The 20,336-nt window shown below is 44.8% G+C and carries 25 protein-coding genes; 9 read left to right on the top strand and 16 right to left on the bottom strand.

Annotated features, from left to right (window positions below):
• Positions 1-65 precede the first annotated feature (65 nt).
• Complete coding sequence (locus tag L0660_RS25185; protein WP_235161895.1) at positions 66-458, top strand: hypothetical protein; 393 nt, start codon at positions 66-68, stop codon at positions 456-458.
• Here L0660_RS25185 and nadD read toward each other — a convergent pair whose 3' ends face one another.
• The 7 genes from nadD to L0660_RS25150 form a co-directional block, all read right to left on the bottom strand.
• Positions 459-1,031: a nicotinate (nicotinamide) nucleotide adenylyltransferase gene (nadD, locus tag L0660_RS25180; protein ID WP_235161894.1), complete on the bottom strand. Its 573-nt coding sequence runs from the start codon at positions 1,029-1,031 to the stop codon at positions 459-461. It lies immediately after the preceding gene.
• Positions 1,028-1,594, bottom strand: coding sequence for a guanylate kinase (gene gmk / locus L0660_RS25175; RefSeq protein ID WP_026629639.1), 567 nt, complete (start codon positions 1,592-1,594; stop codon positions 1,028-1,030). Before gmk ends, nadD begins: the two co-directional genes overlap by 4 nt.
• A 10-nt stretch (positions 1,595-1,604) precedes the next feature.
• The gene (locus L0660_RS25170; RefSeq protein WP_233794649.1) at positions 1,605-1,895 is read right to left on the bottom strand and encodes a phosphohydrolase; all 291 of its coding nucleotides are present in this window, start codon (positions 1,893-1,895) and stop codon (positions 1,605-1,607) included.
• An 84-nt stretch (positions 1,896-1,979) separates the two neighbouring features.
• Positions 1,980-2,579 (bottom strand): sigma-70 family RNA polymerase sigma factor, encoded by a 600-nt coding sequence (locus tag L0660_RS25165; RefSeq protein WP_035360656.1) that lies wholly within the window; start codon positions 2,577-2,579, stop codon positions 1,980-1,982.
• Between the two features lie 221 nt (positions 2,580-2,800).
• Positions 2,801-3,304, bottom strand: a complete 504-nt coding sequence (locus L0660_RS25160; protein WP_026629636.1) for a hypothetical protein — start codon at positions 3,302-3,304, stop codon at positions 2,801-2,803.
• Positions 3,301-4,140 carry a rod shape-determining protein MreC gene (gene mreC / locus L0660_RS25155; RefSeq protein ID WP_026629635.1) on the bottom strand — a complete coding sequence of 280 codons (840 nt, stop codon included), beginning with the start codon at positions 4,138-4,140 and terminating at the stop codon, positions 3,301-3,303. The genes L0660_RS25160 and mreC overlap by 4 nt, the downstream gene beginning before the upstream one ends.
• A gap of 34 nt (positions 4,141-4,174) precedes the next feature.
• Entirely contained in the window at positions 4,175-5,200 is a 1,026-nt protein-coding gene (locus L0660_RS25150) for a rod shape-determining protein (RefSeq protein WP_019946014.1), read from the bottom strand.
• Between the two features lie 175 nt (positions 5,201-5,375).
• On the opposite strand from L0660_RS25150, the gene L0660_RS25145 reads away from it, so the two are divergent.
• The 3 genes from L0660_RS25145 to L0660_RS25135 are packed head-to-tail and all read left to right on the top strand — an operon-like array spanning position 5,376 to position 8,508.
• Positions 5,376-6,878, top strand: coding sequence for a GH3 auxin-responsive promoter family protein (locus L0660_RS25145; protein ID WP_235161893.1), 1,503 nt, complete (start codon positions 5,376-5,378; stop codon positions 6,876-6,878).
• 19 nt (positions 6,879-6,897) lie between these two features.
• Positions 6,898-8,058 (top strand): 1-deoxy-D-xylulose-5-phosphate reductoisomerase, encoded by a 1,161-nt coding sequence (locus L0660_RS25140; RefSeq protein ID WP_235161892.1) that lies wholly within the window; start codon positions 6,898-6,900, stop codon positions 8,056-8,058.
• Positions 8,059-8,508, top strand: coding sequence for a hypothetical protein (locus L0660_RS25135; RefSeq protein WP_235161891.1), 450 nt, complete (start codon positions 8,059-8,061; stop codon positions 8,506-8,508). It abuts the gene before it with no gap.
• A gap of 72 nt (positions 8,509-8,580) precedes the next feature.
• Here L0660_RS25135 and L0660_RS25130 read toward each other — a convergent pair whose 3' ends face one another.
• The 5 genes from L0660_RS25130 to L0660_RS25110 all read right to left on the bottom strand — a co-directional run bounded on the left by L0660_RS25130 (position 8,581) and on the right by L0660_RS25110 (position 13,009).
• Complete coding sequence (locus L0660_RS25130; RefSeq protein WP_026629631.1) at positions 8,581-9,345, bottom strand: glycosyltransferase family 2 protein; 765 nt, start codon at positions 9,343-9,345, stop codon at positions 8,581-8,583.
• A gap of 44 nt (positions 9,346-9,389) precedes the next feature.
• Positions 9,390-10,214 (bottom strand): glycosyltransferase, encoded by an 825-nt coding sequence (locus tag L0660_RS25125; RefSeq protein ID WP_235161890.1) that lies wholly within the window; start codon positions 10,212-10,214, stop codon positions 9,390-9,392.
• 2 nt (positions 10,215-10,216) lie between these two features.
• Entirely contained in the window at positions 10,217-11,035 is an 819-nt protein-coding gene (locus tag L0660_RS25120) for a phytanoyl-CoA dioxygenase family protein (protein WP_082217464.1), read from the bottom strand.
• Positions 11,036-11,172: 137 nt separating this feature from the next.
• Positions 11,173-12,108 (bottom strand): hypothetical protein, encoded by a 936-nt coding sequence (locus L0660_RS25115; RefSeq protein ID WP_235161889.1) that lies wholly within the window; start codon positions 12,106-12,108, stop codon positions 11,173-11,175.
• A 19-nt stretch (positions 12,109-12,127) separates the two neighbouring features.
• Positions 12,128-13,009, bottom strand: a complete 882-nt coding sequence (locus tag L0660_RS25110) for a class I SAM-dependent methyltransferase (RefSeq protein WP_233794658.1) — start codon at positions 13,007-13,009, stop codon at positions 12,128-12,130.
• A 163-nt stretch (positions 13,010-13,172) separates the two neighbouring features.
• Between L0660_RS25110 and L0660_RS25105 the strand changes: the two genes are divergently transcribed.
• Entirely contained in the window at positions 13,173-14,381 is a 1,209-nt protein-coding gene (locus L0660_RS25105; protein ID WP_235161888.1) for a M20 family metallopeptidase, read from the top strand.
• Here the strand turns inward: L0660_RS25105 and L0660_RS25100 are convergent.
• The gene (locus L0660_RS25100) at positions 14,344-15,093 is read right to left on the bottom strand and encodes a polyprenol monophosphomannose synthase (protein ID WP_233794660.1); all 750 of its coding nucleotides are present in this window, start codon (positions 15,091-15,093) and stop codon (positions 14,344-14,346) included. The two genes, L0660_RS25105 and L0660_RS25100, sit on opposite strands and share 38 nt — an antisense overlap.
• Before the next feature lie 34 nt (positions 15,094-15,127).
• Positions 15,128-15,502 (bottom strand): DUF4296 domain-containing protein, encoded by a 375-nt coding sequence (locus L0660_RS25095; protein WP_233794661.1) that lies wholly within the window; start codon positions 15,500-15,502, stop codon positions 15,128-15,130.
• A gap of 69 nt (positions 15,503-15,571) precedes the next feature.
• On the opposite strand from L0660_RS25095, the gene L0660_RS25090 reads away from it, so the two are divergent.
• From L0660_RS25090 to L0660_RS25075, 4 genes are read left to right on the top strand one after another with little or no spacing between them, the layout of a single operon-like run.
• Positions 15,572-16,459 (top strand): DUF58 domain-containing protein, encoded by an 888-nt coding sequence (locus L0660_RS25090; RefSeq protein ID WP_235161887.1) that lies wholly within the window; start codon positions 15,572-15,574, stop codon positions 16,457-16,459.
• Position 16,460: 1 nt separating this feature from the next.
• The gene (locus L0660_RS25085) at positions 16,461-17,375 is read left to right on the top strand and encodes a hypothetical protein (protein WP_233794663.1); all 915 of its coding nucleotides are present in this window, start codon (positions 16,461-16,463) and stop codon (positions 17,373-17,375) included.
• Between the two features lie 8 nt (positions 17,376-17,383).
• Positions 17,384-18,403: a VWA domain-containing protein gene (locus L0660_RS25080; protein WP_235161886.1), complete on the top strand. Its 1,020-nt coding sequence runs from the start codon at positions 17,384-17,386 to the stop codon at positions 18,401-18,403.
• Positions 18,403-19,032: a ribonuclease HII gene (locus L0660_RS25075; protein WP_235161885.1), complete on the top strand. Its 630-nt coding sequence runs from the start codon at positions 18,403-18,405 to the stop codon at positions 19,030-19,032. The genes L0660_RS25080 and L0660_RS25075 overlap by 1 nt, the downstream gene beginning before the upstream one ends.
• Here the strand turns inward: L0660_RS25075 and L0660_RS25070 are convergent.
• A complete protein-coding gene (locus tag L0660_RS25070; protein WP_235161884.1) occupies positions 18,990-19,526 on the bottom strand; it encodes a DUF2480 family protein in 537 nt (178 codons plus the stop codon). The two genes, L0660_RS25075 and L0660_RS25070, sit on opposite strands and share 43 nt — an antisense overlap.
• 78 nt (positions 19,527-19,604) lie before the next feature.
• Positions 19,605-20,297 carry a tRNA (adenosine(37)-N6)-threonylcarbamoyltransferase complex dimerization subunit type 1 TsaB gene (gene tsaB / locus L0660_RS25065; RefSeq protein WP_235161883.1) on the bottom strand — a complete coding sequence of 231 codons (693 nt, stop codon included), beginning with the start codon at positions 20,295-20,297 and terminating at the stop codon, positions 19,605-19,607.
• Positions 20,298-20,336: the final 39 nt, after the last annotated feature.

Here is a 20,336-nt window from a genome sequence, read left to right as displayed (position 1 = left end):
AATTCACCTCCTGAAATTATATGATTAGATTCGTCCTTGTTTTGGAATAAAATCAGGATAGTGTAATGAATAAGTTGATTTCCAGGTATTTGGTGTTTGCAATGCTTTTGGGCTTTGCTGCCTGCTCTTCACCACCCGATAAGCTCGGAAGCCTGGACCTTGTAAAATGGCGCGGCGACAGAGGCGGCTGCAATGATGTGCGCGCAGGACTGGAAAAGGATTTTAAAACCGTTGAACCGCAGCTAAAAGGCAAATTTGCTGACGGTATAGGCGATTTACTGGGCCGTCCGGACATTCACCAACTTGGCGAAAGAAACCAGAAGTTCTACGTTTATTTTCTTTCCAAAGGCGAGCAATGCGATGACATTAAGGCAAAATCAAATGCGCCGAAAGTGATCCTGAAATTCAATGCAGTGGGATTGCTGAGCGAGATTACTTACCAATCGCGTCCTTTGTGATCAGAGATAGAATTTTTTGATCTTAATAAGCTGTTCCACAGGCTCCGGAACGAGATAACGGATAGATCTGCCATTTTGTAAACTGGCGCGAATGTAGGTGGCAGATATGTCCAGCAAAGGCGCTTCGACGAATTTTACAGCCGGATGATTGCCAAATGCATGCGGTTTAGAATTCGGGCGTGGATATACGTAAAGGCCGGTATATTCCAATATTTTATCGTGGTTTTTCCAGTTTGGAAACTGCGCCAGATTGTCTTCTCCCATGATCAGCCTAAATTCATGCTGCTGAAATTTCTCCTGTAAACGGATCAATGTGTCAATGGTGAAACTGGGCCTGGGCATGTGAAATTCCACGTCTGTGGCCCGGAATGCAGCATTATCGGAAATGGCGCGCTGAACAAGATCATAACGGTCAAATTCGTGCAGTAAGCTGCTGTTTTTCTTAAATGGGTTTTGCGGGCTTACTACAAACCAAACCTGCTCCAAATCCGTGGATGTTGCCATGGTGTTGGCAATGATTAGGTGGCCGACATGTATAGGATTAAATGATCCGAAAAAGAGTCCGATTTTCATTGAATAAAATCCAGAACCAATGCTTCCGCTTTTTTGAGTGTTTCGTCAAGATCATCATTCACGAGCACAACATCAAACTTATCTTCGAAGCTCAGCTCATAGCGGACCTTTCCAAGGCGGGTTTCCAGTGATTTTTCGGTTTCTGTGCCGCGTTCGCTGAGACGGCGGATGATTTCGGCTTCGGAAGAGACTTTTACAAAAACGGCCAATGCATTGTCGCGGTAAATTTCTTTCAATTTGAGACCGCCCTTTACATCTACATCAAACAAAACCTGTTTCCCCTCATTCCAAAGCCGCTCAATCTCCGTTTTGAATGTGCCGTAATAATTTCCCGCATAAACCTCTTCCCACTCCGCAAACTCGTTGTTGGCAATGCGCTCCCGAAATTCCTTTTTCGGGATGAAATAATAATCTTTTCCGTTCACCTCATGGTCGCGCTGTTCCCTTGTAGATGCAGAGACAGAGAAAGCCAGAAGGTCGGGATATTTTTTAAGAAGATGCCTTACTATTGTAGTCTTTCCGGAACCGGACGGAGCGGAAAATATGATAAGCTTACCTTTCACACGAACAGCATTAACTGTTTATTTTTGAAATAATTGTCTTTAGAATGCTCTCGGGGCAAGGCTTCTTTTCGATCTTAAAATTAAGGGATTCTTTGATGCATTTTTCCAGTCTGTAAGACTCGATGCAAGGCAAGCATTTATCCATGTTTTCACGAAAATGATCTTTCTCGGCCTCGGTTGCTTCATCGTCAAGAATGGCCTGAATTACCTTCATGCATTCGAGATGATGCTCGCATTTCTGCTTCATGGGTTGTTTTTGCGCTTCTTCACTAATTGAAGGCGTGGTAGGGGATGCATTCATTATTAAAATGAAAAATAAGGAATAATGGAATATATGTACAGTTGTACCCTATAACCGAAGAGGTTACAAAAAAAGTTTCACAACCTATGAATCATATCCCATCGAGCTCGCGTAACTCTTTAATTTTTCTTTCAATAAGTTACGCGCGCGGTGCAGTCTAGACCTTACAGTACCAATCGGAATGTCCAGGATCTTGGCCATTTCTTCGTATGTAAAACCTTCAATATCACATAAAATGATCACCGTCCGGAAGTCCACCGGCAGTGCATTTAGTGCATTTGCAACCTCATCACCTATTAATTCCTGAACTGCATCCGCCCGAAGATCGACCGTGTAAGTTGTATCAGAAGCTTCCTCAGAGTTGTAAGTAGTTTCGACTTCCTGATAATCTACTTTGGAAGGCTCCTTACTTTTCTTGCGGTAATCATTTATAAAACTATTCTTGAGAATCCGGAAAAGCCATGCTTTTGCATTGGTGCCTTGTTCAAAAGAAGAAATAAAACGGAAAGCCTTTAAATATGTGTCCTGAACCAGGTCATTTGCATCGTCTTCGTCCATAGTAAGGCGAAAGGCGAAATTATACATGGAGTCAATGTGTGGCATGAACTCACGGTTAAAAACTTCATAACGAAGGTCATCCGTGTATTCATTAGTCGTGAGCGTTTCTGACATGGCAACTAACATAGGAATGCTGAATTTACAAAGATTAACAACAGCTCCAAATCGTACAAATTAAAATTTGATGAATGGCTTATTGAAGCTACTTAACAGCCATCTTTTCACGATAAAAAATAAATCAACTGGGAACCGCATCCTCAAATATTCCAAATTGAATTGCCTCCTGCCGTATTTAATGTATCAACATCAAATTTCGAGCCACGAAGGTTTCGTGTCAAAATGTCATATTAACGTTTGGAAAAAAGTTCCAGGAGTATGATTAGAAGGGTAGTAAACAGCACACTGGCGCCTATGCGGATCAGTGTGTAAAGGATCATTCCAAAATGATTGATCTCCATTAAAAAGAGCATGGAATGATGTAGCAGGATGAGTGGTAAGACATAACCAAGAAATGCACCCAGACCTTGCGCCCTTATTCCCACCTCTGCACGTTCCGCGCCGCGGGATTTCATCTGGTAATGGATGAGGAAAGGTCTCAGGTAAGCGATCAAAACGGTGGCCGAAGCGTGCATCCCGAATGTGTTGGAAAACACGTCTACGGTGAAGCCAATGCCGAAAGCAATCAGCAAAAGATACATCCTGTCTACATCAGCAGGAAGTAACAAGACACCGGCAATGTATATAAAACAGAAAGCGTAGTTGAACAACACGACATTCCGCATGAAGAAGATCTGCAGGAACAGATACAACAGGATCATCAGGGAATATTGTATTGCCTCTCGTAAACTCATTTGGTATTTATCGTACGTAATTTAAGACTATCCTGCTCCCCAAGTTGTTGATTTTGTACCACATAAACATAAGAGAGGTTCCTGAAATCGGTTGCAAGCCGCAATACAATGTTGTAAAAGGTCTGATTGGGATGCACACTTACCGTTTCCACCCTGCCCACCATAATGCCGGGAGGAAAAACAGAATTTTGATCCGAAGTAACCGCCGAGTCCCCCTTGAAGATCTTGGTATACTTCGAAACATCGATCATATCAATGAAATTAGGATCCTTTCCAGGCCATTTTGCATAACCAATTTCCTTGCTCCTGACAAGCTTGGACGACACCATGAACTGCGAATGCAGGATGGAAGTAACCACAGAAAAGTTCTCTGAACAAAACCTGACCTTCCCAACTACGCCGGTCGCTGAAATTACGCCCATCCCGGGTTTGATCCCGTCAGAGCTACCCTTATCGATTGTCAGCACATTATTGGTCTTGTTGGTCTCATTATCAACCACTTTCGCCACGGTAAATGTAAAGCGTGATGCAAATGATGAGTCCGGAACGTAGCCAGCCGGAGAATCGATGGGTTTTGTTTGCGTTAATGCCGTAACAGTGGCACGAAGCCGCGCATTTTCATTCGCTAATGCGGAGTTCACCTCGTCCAGTTTCGTGTATTCCTTTGCCGAATTAGAAAAAGCCAATGTTTTGGCGACATAATAATTCGAAGTGTTGAAATAAGTTGCGCCCCAGTAAGTGTTACTGCGCACGATTAACCATACACTGAGAACTTCCAGCAAAATAAATACCAAAAAGAAACGATTCCGGACAACGAAATCAACGAGTTGGAGCATGGGCTAAAGTGTTCACATCGTGAACGATCCAATACTACGAAATCAGTACCGGCTTGTACAATTCAAGATTTTTAAGGACTTCGCCTGTTCCTTTCACTACGGCTTTTAAAGGATCATCCGCAATGTGAACGGGAAGCTTGGTTTTCTGAGCAATGCGTCGGTCAAGGCCGTGAATAAGCGCCCCGCCGCCTGTCAGATAAATACCATTCTTAAATATATCCGCAGAAAGTTCAGGAGGAGAAATTTCAAGTGCCTTCATGACACCTTCCTCAATTTTAGAGATTGATTTATCGAGAGAATAAGCGATTTCACTATACGTAACACGGATTTCCTTTGGAATCCCGGTCATTAAGTCACGGCCGCGGATCTGATAATCGTCCAATGGAATTTCGAGTTCAGGAGAAGCGGATCCGATGGCCATTTTAATCAATTCCGCAGAGCGCTCACCGATCAAAAGATTGTGCTCGCGGCGCATATAATCAACAATGTCTCTCGTAAATACATCACCTGCAATGCGAACAGATTGCTCGCAAACAATCCCTGACAACGCTATAACCGCGATTTCCGTAGTTCCACCGCCAATGTCAACGATCATCACACCATTCGGCTGCGTAATATCAATGCCAATACCGATAGCAGCTGCGATCGGCTCGTGCACCATATATACTTCTTTCGCGCCTGCATGCTCGCATGAGTCTTTTACGGCACGTTTTTCAACTTCTGTAATCCCGGAAGGAATGCAAACCACCATGCGGTGGGAAGGTGTAAAAAAACGGCTGCCCGTATCGATCATTTTGATCATCCCGCGGATCATCATTTCGGCAGCAGTAAAGTCAGCAATTACACCATCTTTAAGTGGGCGGATCGTTTTGATATTCTCGTTGGTCTTCTCATGCATTTGCATAGCTGTGTGTCCGATGGCTAAAACTTTGCCTGTGGTTTTGTCCATGGCAATGATAGAAGGCTCGTCAACAACTACTGTATCTTTATGGATGATCAGGGTATTTGCAGTCCCCAAATCGATCGCTATATCGCTCGTCAAAAAATCAAACAATCCCATATATTTTTTTAAAATTTTTGCTCACTTTGATTTCAGGATGGCAAAATTACAGATAAATAACCACAAACAAAGGCATTTAAAAAATTTCGGCTAATGGCCGTTTTGGCCTCAAAAAAGCCTGTTAGGCGGCCTTGTAGAATAGAATTTACAAAACCTGTGTACCTTTGTTTTTACTATGGGAATCAGAGCACTATTGAGTGAGCCGCTGGCTCGATACATTGTACAGCAGCAACAGGATTGGATCTCGCGGAGCGTCGAAGTGCAGGAAAAATGGAGGGGTAATCTGGTCCGTAAAGCGCTTCATACGGAGTTTGGAAAAGATCATTTTTTTAAGGACATCCACAGCTATTCCGACTTCAAAGAAGCGGTCCCCGTCCACGATTATGAAGACCTTCACAAGTATATTGATAAGGTAAAGAACGGGGATGAAGACATTCTCTGGCCCGGCAAGCCCTTATATTTTGCCAAAACGTCAGGCACAACATCCGGAACCAAGTACATTCCGATTTCCCGCGACTCGATTTCCAACCACATTGATTCTGCCCGCAATGCCATTTTGACGTATATAGCAGAAACCAAAAAAGCCCAATTTCTTGATAATAAGCTCATTTTCTTATCCGGAAGCCCAGTCCTGACGGAAACAGGCGGTGTACTGACAGGCCGCTTGTCAGGTATTTCCAATCACCACGTTCCGGGTTACCTCAGATCCAACCAGATGCCGAGCTACGAAACGAACTGCATTGAAGATTGGGAAACGAAGCTGGACAAGATCATCGACGAAACGCTCGACCAGCGCATGTCGCTGATATCAGGCATTCCGCCGTGGGTACAAATGTATTTTGACAAGATTATCGAAAGGACCGGGAAAAAGATCAAAGACGTCTTTCCAGACTTTTCGCTGTTCATATATGGCGGCGTCAATTTCGAGCCTTACCGCGCCAAACTCTTTGAATCCATCGGAAAGAAGATCGATTCGATTGAGCTATATCCCGCTTCGGAAGGCTTTTTCGCCTACCAGGATTCTCAAAATGATGATGGTTTGCTGCTGCTTTTGGACATGGGCATCTTCTATGAGTTCATTCCTGTTGAAAACTACTTCGACGAAAATCCCCGGCGATTATCCATTGGAGAAGTGAAGGTTGGGCAGAATTATGCGGTGATCGTGAATAATAATGCGGGTTTATGGGGCTATTCTTTGGGTGATACGGTGCGGTTTGTCTCTGTAAATCCGTACAAGATCCTGGTAACGGGCCGGATCAAGCATTTTATATCCGCATTCGGCGAACACGTGATCGGGGAGGAGATAGAAAAAGCATTGCGTTATGCCATGGAACGACATCCCGAGGTTGAAGTTGTCGAGTTTACGGTTGCGCCAATGGTAAATTCCGAAAATGGCGGACTTCCTTATCATGAATGGTTGGTGGAATTTGCCGTCGAGCCCAACAATAAGGAACAATTCGTGGCCGACGTCGACAGAAAGCTTACCGAACTCAACATCTATTACAAAGATTTGATCAAAGGCAGCATTTTGAAAACACTGGAACTGGTGCCATTGCGCAAAAACTCGTTTATCGATTACATGCGCGCGAATGGCAAACTAGGGGGCCAGAACAAAGTGCCCCGATTGTCCAACGACCGGAAAATCGCGGATGAACTGATCAAAATCAACCGGCAGTAAATTTAACCTCAGCATCAGAATGAAAAAAAATATAGCAATTCTTGGATCAACAGGTTCGATCGGGACGCAGGCGCTGGAAGTGATCGAGGCGAATCCCGAGATTTTTTCGGTAGCCGTTCTTACCGCGCAGGACAATGCGGATCTGCTGATCGAGCAGGCAGCGAAATTTCTGCCCAAAGAAGTCGTTATCGGAAATGAAAAGCATTTTGATAAGGTTAAATCAGCTCTTTCCTCATTCAATATAAAAGTTTACAGCGGCATCGAAGCACTGGTTTCCGTCGTTGAATCGGAAGAAATTGACACGGTGCTTACGGCGATGGTGGGTTATGCCGGACTTTTGCCTACCATTCACGCCATTAAGGCTGGAAAGGACATTGCATTAGCAAACAAAGAAACACTTGTTGTGGCCGGCGAGCTTATTACCGCACTAGCCAAACAATACGGCGTAAACATTTACCCGGTCGATTCCGAGCATTCTGCCATTTTTCAATGTCTGGTTGGAGAAGAAGAAAACAAGATTGAAAAGATCATACTAACGGCTTCGGGCGGTCCTTTCCGCGGCAAGGATCGGGCGTTTTTGGCTAATGTTACCAAAGCACAAGCATTAAAGCATCCCAATTGGAGCATGGGTGCCAAGATTACGATTGATTCAGCCACGCTCATGAACAAAGGCCTGGAAGTGATCGAGGCCAAATGGTTATTTGATTTGGAAGCTTCACAAATAGACGTCATCGTTCACCCGCAAAGTATTGTGCATTCGCTTGTGCAATTTGAGGATGGCAGCATTAAGGCACAAATGGGCTTGCCCGATATGAAACTGCCAATTCAGTATGCATTGCGTTATCCGGCGCGTCTGAAATCGACTTTTCCGAGGTTTAATTTTATGGATTACCCTTCCTTAACCTTTGAAAAGCCCGATATGGACACTTTCAGGAACCTCTCCATTGCTTATGAAGTTTTGGAAAAAGGCGGAAATGCGGCTTGTATTGTCAATGCGGCCAATGAAATTGCGGTAGAAGCGTTTCTTCAGGATAAGATCGGATTTCTGGATATTTCGGACCTGATCATTGAAAGCCTTGCCAAAATGTCCTACATTTCCGCCCCGACGTATGATGACTACGTTCAAACCAATGAGGCGACAAGGCGTTTTGCTTCAGAACTGATACAGGTAAAAGTTTAAATGAAAACCACCCTACTAAAATATTTATCAGTTGCCCTTGCCAGTACGCTCAAATTTTTCGGAGGGCCCATTGCAGGAGTTGTCCTGAAACTAACGTGGCTTGAAACTGCCATTTGCTCGGCTATCGGCATGATGTTCAGCGTGTTCGTACTTACATATGTAGGCGGCGCGATTCAGGATTTTATCAAAAAACGCAGAAAAACACCGCCGAAAAAATTCAGCCGGACCAATCGCATTGCGGTTAATATCTGGAAACGTTTTGGGATCATCGGCATCGCATTTCTGACGCCACCATTATTTACGCCGCTTTTCGGTCCTATCCTTGCCGTTGCCTTCAAAGTGCCGCGCCCCGCGATTTTCCTATGGATGTCCGCAAGCGCTATCATCTGGGGACTCGCCATTTCCTACATTGCGCATAAAATGACATTCGTCCAGGAATGGATTAAGTAAATGTTCAAGAAAATGATGCTGACGGCCGGCGGATAAAGGTAACTCCCTGTCAATTGGCAAGTAATGATACTATTAGCGGCTGACTTCCTTTTTAGGCGCAGTAGATTTCTTCATAAAATCGCCTTGCGAGAAGTATTTTTCGATGAGGCAATACATTAAGATAAAGAAGTAACGACTTCCCATTTCTTTAATTTTCAGCTTAGATTCCCCGTATTTACGGTTTGTCCAGCTATTTGGGACAACGGCATAATTATAACCGCGCACCATTGCTTTTAAGGGAAGTTCAATAGTCAGGTTGAAATGCGGAGCTAAAAATGGCTTAATGCCTTCAATGGTTTCTCTTTTATAAAGCTTAAATGCGTTGGTCGTATCATTGTATTTGATCCCCATCACCACTTTTACAATAAAATTGGCAACGCGGTTGATCACTTTTTTCAATGCAGGATAGTCAATGACCTTTCCACCCTTTTCCCAACGCGATCCAAAAACGCAGTCGTAATCGCCATCCAGCATTTTGTAATAATATTTTACCAAATCCTCCGGGTCGTCTGACATATCGGCCATGAAAACGGCCACGCAATCACCTTTAAAACGCTCTAAACCATATCTTACCGCATAACCGAAGCCATTCGGGCCGGGATTTGTATAGTAAACCAATGTTGGGATTTGAAGCGAAAGCTCGTCCAGCACACGAAGTGTTCCGTCTTTGGAATTATCGTTTGTGACGCATATTTCGTGAGGAATATTGTATTTATTTAATGTTTGGTGCAGCGATGTAAGAGTGTGTGTAATTGATTCCTCCTCATTATATGCTGGTATTACGACGCTTAGCTTCATGGATTGCTGATGTTGAAAACAGTACAAATTAAAGATTATTAATTTTAACTGCCAATTTTTTCAAATAAGGATAGTTGCTCATCGTAGCGCGCCAATGTCTTTGAGATCACTGCATCATATCTATTGCCCAGCCATTTACCAACATTCTCAAACATATCCCGTCGGTTCTGCCAAAACTTTTGATTCGTATTCGCATGAACATTGCTCAGCCCCGCGCTATGCTTGCGATAAACGCCCATAGGCTCGGGAAAATAGCCAATCTTACCCTGCGCAGCCAATTGAATGATCACAGCCCAGTCGCCCGCAGCGGCTTTTGCGTGCCAGTCGGCAAAGTCATGTTTAACAAAATGATTTCTGTAAACCCAGCTCGCGGTGGCCATAAACCATTTATCTTCCAGGATATCCTCAATGCTGGAAACGGCTTTTTGATCAGGCGCATTAAAAAAATGTTCTGACGACCCGTCCTCGTAGGTCACCAGAACATTATGGTGGGATATAGCAAAATCCGGATTCGCATCCAGGAACTCGACTTGCTTCTGTAATTTCAGCGGATCGGTCCAATAATCATCTCCCTCGCACATCGCCACATATTCGCCCTTGCAAGCTTTCAGCAATTGCAACACATTATTACGACCCGCAAACTCCCGAGGCTCCTTAGGCCCTTGATTCTCCGAATGTAAAAAAGCCCGAATCCGTCCCGGATTTTTCTCCTGATATGCCCTGATAATGTCAGGTGTAGCATCCGTAGAAGCATCATCCCCAATCACAATCTCAAATTCAAAATCCGTAACCTGCATCAAAGCCCCATCAAGCATCTGCCCAATGTATCGCTCATGATTATATGTAGGAACGCAAACGGAAAGTTTCATTATCAGCTAAAAACCTCTTTCAATTGCTCCACGCTTGGGAAATTTGGCGTTACTAGTTCCGTTTCTGGCTTGTAAATGTATGCCATTGGATAGCCTCTTTCGATGAATGTTGGCTCGTCGAGGTTGTTGTAGCGGAGTTGTACGGACCAGCGGATATTGTTGGTGATGTTGTTGCCGGATTGATGTATCAGGAATGCGGAGAAGACGAGAATGTCGCCGACTTTGAATTCGGTTTGGACGAAATCTTCTTCCTTTAATGTGGTTGTAATCCCGCCTTGGTAACCCGATGTATTTGATTCCTGCAAACCGATTTTATGACTGCCTGGAATAACCTGCAAAGCACCAATGTCCGCGCCTGCATCAACCATTGGGAACCAGATTACGGTGCTGTCCAATGAGCCCTGGCCTGTGCGCCAGTCTTGGTGTGCGTCCAGTTTCCAGTGTTTGCTGCCATCTTTTGACAAGAAACGGCTGTTAAACTGCATCGCAGCGCGCGCGCCGATAATTGGGCTGGAAAGACCAACTTGTTTCAGAATGTCTTCAATCTTCGGATCAAGGCCCAGTCTGTGCAGCGAGAATGTGTGCTGAACGGTTTTACCGGTGTTTACAAACGCATTAAAGTCTTTTTCAAAAAACTCAAACATTGCATTTTCAAACTCATCGCGGTTGTCGATATCCGGCGTTTTGCCTGTGACATGCTTGATTTGAGTTGCGAATATTTTTCTGGCGTCCGTGTAAATGTTATTGACAACGTCTTTGTCCAAAAAATCTCTTAAAAGGACATAGCCGTCATTATTGAATTGCTCTTGAAGTGTGCTCATTGGTATGACACTTTATGTGGTTTGAAAAAAATTGAGAACCTAATCAGTCAGATAATGTAACCGGCTCTGAATAAGTTCTCAAATTTATGTTTCTATTGAAATCAAATAAATGACTTTCGCCGCCTTTTAATAAGATCTTAGTCCTCCCAGACCGCGTAAGCAAATCCGGCAGCGCCAAAGCCATTGCCATTATAAAGCAGATATTTCTTGCCGTTATGCTGGTAAAAATTAGCATAATCGATCATTTGGTAATCAAAATCCTCCGGATTATCAGATTTAGCAATCCCTACCAAATTATCCTTCCGCTCCCAGTTCGTTCCATCCACAGATTCCGCATAACCAAGTCTGTAACTCTGGTTGCGATCCGTGCGGTAATCGCGCGTGTGGCGGTAAGAATAGTACATTTTGTAAATCCCATCCTCTTTAAAAACGCTCGGACGGCCTACTGCATGCAGAAAATCGTCAAAATCCAATGCCGGAATGTCGCTGATATCCCAATGAATTCCGTCCTTACTCGTAGCAGACTGACCTCTATAAAAAGGCTCTGGATAATCGTGAATGTATTCGCATTTGTGGCCTGAAATATACCACATCCGCCAAGTGCCGTCGTCATCGATCATCACCGAAGGCTGCGCGGCCCAAAGCGGGTTTTGAATGCTGCGGTCCATGATCGGGCCTACGAACATTTTTTTGAATGATATGCCGCCGTCTGTGCTCACAGCCAGTCCCATGGAAAGTCTGTAAGAGTTCCAGGTGCGGTTCCAGCCTGTGTAATAAAGCCAGATGTCGCCATTCGGACGGTTTACAAACCAGGAAGGCATGGCACCGGTTTCGTCATATTCGCCTGGACCACCCAGTTCCAAAATCGGCTTATCATGGATGTAAAGGATCTTTTTAGGATCGTCGTAATCTACATCGATGAATGTCGGGCGCGATTGGCCGTCTTTGTCTCTGGACGAAAAATATATGCGTAAAAAATCTTCGTGCTTATATGCAAATGGAACCTGTGCGTGCGACAAACTGTGCGGCAATGTTCCGTCCGGCTTATATATAACTCCTTTTTTAACCCACATGAAATGATAATGTTATTGATTAATCAACCGCCTTTTCAGCGCGCAAACGCCAGTTATCCACGAAATCTTTGCCCGGGATCGGCAGGTCAATGTCCACTTCCGGAGCTTTCGCGGTAACCCTGTATTCCATCACATAAAAAGCATTTCCAAACACATAATGTAGCTTGAAATTCTCAATGTTGGCAGGAACGTCTTCCAGAGGCACTTCGGCACGGAAAAGCGGGTTGGCTTTTAATAATGTAGCGTAAGTTGGCGTGTTCCGTAACCAAGGCGCTATGCTCTCGTCACCCACAACCACTTTTCCACCCGGGCGAACCACGCGCGTAAGCTCGTCAAATGCGCGTTTTCTTTCAGAGAATGTATTGATTCCTCCAAAATGGAAAACAGCATCAAAAGTGTCGTCAGGGAATGGCAGATAAGAACCGTTTCCAAGGAAATAATGCACATTAACGTCCTCTGTCGAGAGTTTTTCCTGTGCCAGTTTCAACATATTAGGAGAAAGATCGGACAGAACCGCTGTTCCGCCTGGTCTTACGCGGTCTAAAATCAATGATGAGTCTTTACCTGTTCCGGCGCCCACTTCCAGCGCTTTCATGCCCGGTTTCAATTCCATCAGGTCGATGAAGAATTTTCTTGTCGATGCTTCGTCCGAATGGTTTAATGTTTCAAAAACCCAGGAAACGCCTTTGTCATAACGAAGGAAAGCCTGATCGTATAAATATTGCTCGCGGGCATCTTCTGGCAATAACTCTTTGGGATAAAGCATGTTAACAATGCCCGTATCGCCTACTTCATATATTGTTCCGTCTTCACTTTTCAGTGATTTTCCGTCTTCTGCGATTGTTAGTGCGGTTCCTGTAAGCGGACAAACCAACGATTCTAGAAATTCCTTTTGATTCATTTGTGCTTGGCTGATTGATATATATCTGGTCAAAATTACTTTTTTCTTTGGAACAACATTCAATATCAAGCCGCTTATTAGCAAAAGGGCTGCACAATATTTATTGTTACCTTTGAATGATTTGTATCGATATCAGTCTCTCAGAATAGATTTTAATTGAATTATGTCTCAGCTGCAAGAAAAAATAAAAGCCCTCGCCAAAGATCAATCCGCCGACATTATAGCGCACCGCCGTCATCTGCACAGCAATCCCGAATTGTCTTTTGAAGAATATAAAACGGCGAAATATGTCGCGGCAGAGCTAACAGCAATCGGCTTGCAACCCGAAGAAGGCGTTGCAGGAACAGGCGTTGTAGCGATCATTGAAGGCAGGAATCCTGAAAAACGCGTCGTGGGCTTGCGTGCAGACATGGACGCACTGCCGATATTGGAGGCCAATGATGTTCCTTACAAATCAACCGTTCCAGGCGTAATGCATGCTTGCGGGCACGATGTGCACACTTCTTCTTTGCTAGGAACGGCGAGGATTTTGAATCAATTAAAAGAAGAGTTTGAAGGAACGATCAAGTTGGTTTTCCAGCCTGCCGAGGAAAAAGCGCCGGGTGGAGCTTCCTTAATGATTAAAGAAGGTGTTTTAGAAAATCCAAAACCTGCGAGTATGGTCGGCCAGCACGTTGCGCCGAACATTCCTGTTGGAAAAATTGGCTTTCGCGAAGGCATGTACATGGCCAGCACCGACGAGCTTTACTTAACTGTAAAAGGAAAAGGCGGCCACGCAGCGGCTCCGCATCAGTTGGTGGATCCGGTTTTAATGGCCTCGCATATCATTGTTGCATTGCAGCAGATCATCAGTAGGAATAGAAATCCTGCCAATCCAGCCGTGCTATCATTCGGAAGATTCATTGCGGATGGTGTTACCAACGTAATTCCAAATGAAGTGACCATTCAGGGAACGTGGCGTTGTATGGATGAAGAATGGCGGGCCGATGGTTTGAAAAGAATGAAAAAAATGGCCGAAGGCATCGCCGAAGCGATGGGCGGAAGCTGCGAATTTGAAATTGTGCACGGTTATCCATTCCTGAAAAACCATCCTGAGCTTACCAGACGCGTCAGAAGTTCAGCCACAGATTATATGGGAGCAGAAAACGTTATTGACCTCGACCTTTGGATGGCTGGCGAAGATTTTGCGTTTTATTCACAGGTTGTCGATTCCTGCTTTTACAGACTAGGAACCCGCAATGAAGAACGCGGCATCATTTCCGGCGTTCACACGCCCACATTCGACATTGACGAAAGCGCATTGGAAATTTCAACCGGATTAATGTCCTGGCTGGCTATTTCTGAACTTGGCCATGCGGGATATAGCGCTTAAAAAAGCTGTTGACTTTCAGTGTAATCACCCCAAGGATCGCTTCCTTAAAAATTCCTTTTGACATTTTGGAAGCGCCTTTGGTCCTGTCTGTGAAAATGATGGGCACTTCCACAATGTCGAAACCATATTTCCAGGAATTGAATTTCATTTCAATCTGGAATGCATAACCGATAAAGCGAATGTTATCCAGGTTAATGGTTTTTAAAACTTTGCTCGTGTAGCAGATAAAGCCGGCCGTAGGGTCCATGATCTGCATTCCTGTGATCATTCTCACATAATATCCTGCGAAATAAGACATTAACACCCTATTAATCGGCCAGTTAACTACATTAACCCCCGTAATGTAACGCGAACCTATCGCTACGTCGTGACCTTCCACCGCGCATGCATGATGCAGGCGGATCAAATCTTCCGGCGGGTGGGAGAAGTCTGCATCCATTTCAAAAATATACTCATAACCACGCTCCATGGCCCATTTGAAGCCGTGAATATAGGCTGTTCCTAATCCTAGTTTTCCCTTTCTTTCAACCAGGTGAAGTTGGCCTTCATACGTTTTCATGAGCTCTTTCACCACAGCCGCAGTGCCGTCGGGCGATCCGTCGTCGATGATAAGCACATGAAATGGCTGACTTAAGCTAAATACTTTGCGTATGATTGCCTCGACATTTTCAATCTCGTTGTAGGTAGGGATTACTACAATACTGTTATTCACAACTGGTGATAGGGTTAAATTAAATGTGTGATTTTCAGAGCTTAATATTATTTGTTTTCTCCCGGATCTCCACATTCTTGTTCACTTTTTCATAGATCCGCGTCATCGTTTCCGGACGGGTCATATAATAATCGTAGCTTTTGCGGTAAGCCACGGTATCTACTTTATGTTTTTTCCAAATGTCGCTCTTGAGCTTGTTGAAGATCATCAGCGACGAATCCAGCGATCTTAGCTGCAAGCGGTTGATCCGCGACTCGGCCAGATGGATGTCTGTCAGGATCTTTGCCATTTCCTCCTCGCTCAATGTGTCCTTGGGCGGCTTTTCGTCACTTACACAGCTCGTAAAAAGCAGCATAGCAAGCAAAAAGTGGATCAATCCGTTCGGGAAATTAACTGTCGGACACCTCATAAAACGCAAAATGTATATCTTTGTTTAGATACGCCGGGTAGCAAAGGTGATAATTTTTTCGCAAAACTAATGTTTGAACAGTTTCTTGGAAAGCTAAGAAAGTATGAAATCCGCATGCGGAAAGCGGTGACCAGCGAGCGTTACGGCAATTTTCACTCCGTTTTCAAAGGCTCAGGTCTTGAATTCGACGACCTGCGGCTTTATCAATATGGCGACGACGTGCGCGCCATCGACTGGAACACGTCGGCCAAAGGCCACGGCACATTTGTCAAGATTTTCAAGGAAGACAAAGAGCAGACGGCCTTCTTCATGCTCGATGTAAGTGCCTCACAGCAAGTAGGAGAGCTCAAAAAGCTGAAAATTGACATTGCAAAGGAGATTTGTGGCGTGTTAACATTGTCGGCGATCCAGGAAGCATCGCGGGTCGGTCTGCTTTGTTTTTCTGATAAAAATGAGCGCTATATCCGGCCGTCCGATGGCATGAAACACGGTTACGGCGTGATTTCGGAACTCTACAAGCTTGTGCCGGAATCCACAAAGACGAACATTGCCGAGGCGATTTTGGTAACGTTAAATGTTGTTAAAAGAAGAAGTTTGATCTTTTTGATCTCCGATTTCATTGACAATAATTACCAGCATAACCTCAAAGCATTAGCGCGCAAGCATGATCTGATCGTCATTCATTTGTACGATTCGAGAGAAGTGAATTTGCCAGGCTTGGGCATTATTCCGCTTTATGATGCCGAAAAGCAGAGCACGGTTTGGGTCAACACGTCGTCCAAGCAATATAAGGAGGAAATGGCGAGCCGGTTCAGCAAGCGAAGTTCCGAACTCGAAAGGCTTTGCCACCAAAACCGCGCGGATTATATTTCGATCAACACGCAGGAAGATTATGTGCCCGCGCTGATCCATTTGTTCAAGGTGAGACGTTATACGAAAAGCAGTTCTTCGTCGTAAAATGGTCAGATCCGTCATAGCGTCTTTCACCCTGTTTTTGCTCCTTAACCTCTTGCCAACAGCAGGTTTTGGTCAAAAAATAAAACCGTTGGGCCTTTTCCTGAACGACAGCATTGAAGTAGGCAAGCCCGTTTATTTCTCATTAAGCGTCCGCCACGATCCCAAAACAGAGATTTTTTTCCCGGACACATTATATGATTTCTCGCCTTTTGAAATCATTTCCAAAAGAGCATTCACATCCAGCACAGACGACCGGGGCAGTCTGGACAGCGCGGTTTACCAGCTCATTTCCTTCGACGTAGCGCGTTCGCAATCCTTGAAAATGCCTGTTTATGTTTTTAATAAGAAAGATTGTACGGCTGTTTTTACAAAGCCTGATTCTGTTTTTCTAATCAAAAGCAATGTCGTTGAAGCGATGAAAACGGCAAAGCTCGTGCCCGAAACCTCGCTTTTGCCACTGAGCAGTGAGTTTAACTTTTCTATTTTATTGGGCAGCATTGCACTCATTATTGGCGTTGTAGGCAGCATTTACTGGGTTTTCGGGCAGGATATTTACAAACAATGGCAGCTCATCAAGTTGCAGCGGCGGCATCTGGAATATGTGCGCTCATTCAACCGTCTGATGCGGAATGCCAGGGAAAAAAACAATATTAAGGACGCAGAAAAGGCCATTATCGTTTGGAAAAACTATTTGGAACGATTGGAAAAAAAGCCTTTTGCAACCTATACAACGCGTGAAATCGTGGACAACATGCCTGACGAAGCACTGGCCGAAGCATTGAAAAACATGGACAGCATTATATACGGACAAGTGATTTCCAAAAACATGGCCGAATCGCTCGAAGTGCTGAAAAGCGGTGCGACGCGGATTTACCGCAACAAAAGAAGATTCATCCTCGACAGCCCCATCGCCTGATCTGACTTATGGAAAAGTGGTTTTCATTGAAATGGTTTGGTTATGAGGTCTTTCGGTCTTACGAATGGGTGTATCCGTATTTTTTATATCTGCTACCCTTCGTCCCGATCCTTTTCTGGCTCCGCAATGCGCTGCACCGGAAGCATAAGCAGCGTCTGGTAATCACATACAGCCCGGTAAGAGGCGCGCGGGATTGGCAAACATTGCTGCGCTTTGTGCAGCCCGTTTCTGTAGGACTCGGAATTTGCCTTATTCTGGTCGCATTAGCCCGCCCGCAAGTGATTTCGGAAAGAACAGATCAATATTCAGAAGGGATTGACATTATGCTGTTGCTGGACATTTCGGATTCCATGATGGAAAAAGATTTGAGCCCAAACCGATTAGAAGCCGCCAAGCTTGTTGCGAGGGAATTTATTAAAGGGCGTTTGCAGGATCGCATCGGGTTGATTGTTTTTGCAGGAGAAGCCGTTTCCCTTTGTCCCTTAACAACTGATTATGAGTTGCTTTATGGTTTTTTGGATGAAATAAACCCCGCTATGGTGCCTACTGCCGGAACCGCAATCGGCAGTGCGCTTGCTGTGGCGGTGAACCGGATGCGCGAGACGCCGGGAGAAAGTAAAGTGGCAATTCTGATCAGCGATGGCGATAATACGTCCGGAAACCTTGGACCAGCGACTTCTGCGCAATTAGCGCATGCATTTGGGGTGAAGGTTTACACGATTTCAGTAGGTAAACAAAAAAAATCAACGCGTACAGACAGTGCAGCCGTTTCGAATGCGTTAGTAGATGAAACAGAGCTGAAAAATATTGCAGGTCTGGGAAATGGGAAATATTTTCGTGCTTCCGATAACAGTGCGCTCGCAGGCGTTTTTAAACAAATCGATCAGCTGGAAAAAGTGAAATCCCGCGACGTCGTTTCCCGCGATGTCACTGATTTTTACCGGATATATTTATATTGGGCAGTGTTGTTCCTGCTGATTGCAATCGGGACAAAGAGTACATTTATGGCAAATATCCTTGAAGATTAATGCTGAAAGCATATTACAATTCTGACGCGATTGAGGCTGGGCTGGACGAGGTGGGCAGAGGTTGTCTGGCTGGACCTGTTGTGGCCGCAGCGGTAATTTTACCAAGAGATTTTACGCATTCCTATCTCACCGATTCCAAACAGCTGACCAAAATCCAGCGCCTCGAACTCGAAAAAGACATCATTCGAGAAGCCATTTGCTGGGCAGTTGCAGAAGTGGATAATCTAGAAATTGACAGGATTAATATTTTAAAAGCCAGCTTCTTGGCCATGCATCGCGCCGTGGATAAGATGCACACAAAACCAGAACATTTGCTCGTAGACGGCAACCGCTTCACGCCTTACCCGATGATCCCCCACACCTGCATTATCAAAGGCGACGCACATTACTTTTCCATTGCAGCCGCTTCGGTCTTGGCAAAGAATTACAGAGACGAGCTCATGTCCAGACTTTCCGGCCAGTTCCCGCATTATGGCTGGGAAACAAATGTAGGTTACCCGACCATTCACCACCGCAAAGCGATCGGCCTGCACGGCCCATGCCCTTATCACCGCATGACTTTCAAGTTATTGAAGGCTGATTGCGATCAGGCAATGGAGGAAGAAATGGAAGATTTAGGCTTTTTATAAAGAGGAACCGTGCTGCAGGGCTCACCGAACATCAGGCTTTGAACGATTGTTTTGAGCAACCGGCTGATTTCAACGTAAGCCGAAATCGGAACATTAACCTTGCTGCATCCTTTCACAACCACACGTTTGCCTTCGTATTCGCTTAGATTGATCTTTTGAATGGCATCGGCAAATAATTTGTCTTCCAAAGCATTCAGATCGCCAAAAATAACCGCATTCGCGTAAGGCTCCATTTGCACAGCCAGCAACATATAAGCCCAGGTAGGCACAATAGCATCTTCCGAACAAATGATCGCCACATTCTTACCCTGATATTGGGTCCAGTCATGCGCCTTCAGGAATTCGCGGAAATCCTTTTCTTTCAGGATCATTCCCTGCCACAAATTGTCTTTGATATCGTATAAAACACGCTCGCCGGGATGATATAATTCTTCCAAATCCAGCGAGACAATGCCGCTAACCGCAACCCGGTTTACAATTTCTTCAGTTTCCATCTTAATCTTGCTTTACTTGAATTGCTAACACGAAAAAGGCGCAGTTTGTTTATCAGATCAAACAGAAATCAATCTTCACTAAGCTTGCAAGCTGGATTTTTTCGAAGGTGGCGACATAAAATCCTTCAAATAATACGGCTCAAAACCAGCCACATCTTCAAACTGCGCATTCTCAAAAGCCTTTACCGCCAATTCACCGATTGTTACTGCAGAAGGTCGAATGTCTCTCTTAGGAAAAACAGCATTAGGATGATCTCCCAGCAACGCTTCACATTTAGCCGCACCATCACCAAAAAACACAACCTTATGCTCAGCAAGCAGCTCATGAAATGAATTTTCATCCATAATTATAGCACGCGTTTCTTGTACGAAACTATTCGTCGAGTCAAAAACAGCCGCATAAACTTCCATCCGCCGTGCATCGATCATCGGACAAAGCAAATGTTCCGGATAAAATGCATTTAACTGCAAAGCCATCGCTTCCAATGTGTTAATGGCAATCATCGGCTTGTCCAAGGCATAACAAAGCCCCTTTACGGACGAAACGCCCACGCGCAAGCCGGTATAAGAGCCGGGGCCTTTCGCAACAGCAATAGCGTCGAGATCATTTAATGTAAAACCTGCATGAGTCACGGCACTTTCCATGAGCGTGGTGAGCATGGAAGAGGATGAACGATCTGTATGCAGGTCGGCGCTGGCAAGTAAAACGGAATTCTCGTGAACTGCCACGGAGCAGCCGCGAATGGAGGTGTCGATACTAAGTAGGAGCATAATATTAAAGAAAGGCAGGAGCAGAAATGCTAACAATTC

Origin of the sequence: Dyadobacter sp. CY351 (genome assembly GCF_021502625.1) — a bacterium.
In the GTDB taxonomy this organism is placed as follows: domain Bacteria; phylum Bacteroidota; class Bacteroidia; order Cytophagales; family Spirosomataceae; genus Dyadobacter; species Dyadobacter chenhuakuii.
Note: the sequence above shows the minus strand (reverse complement) of the source record. Positions and strands in the feature narration are given on the sequence as shown.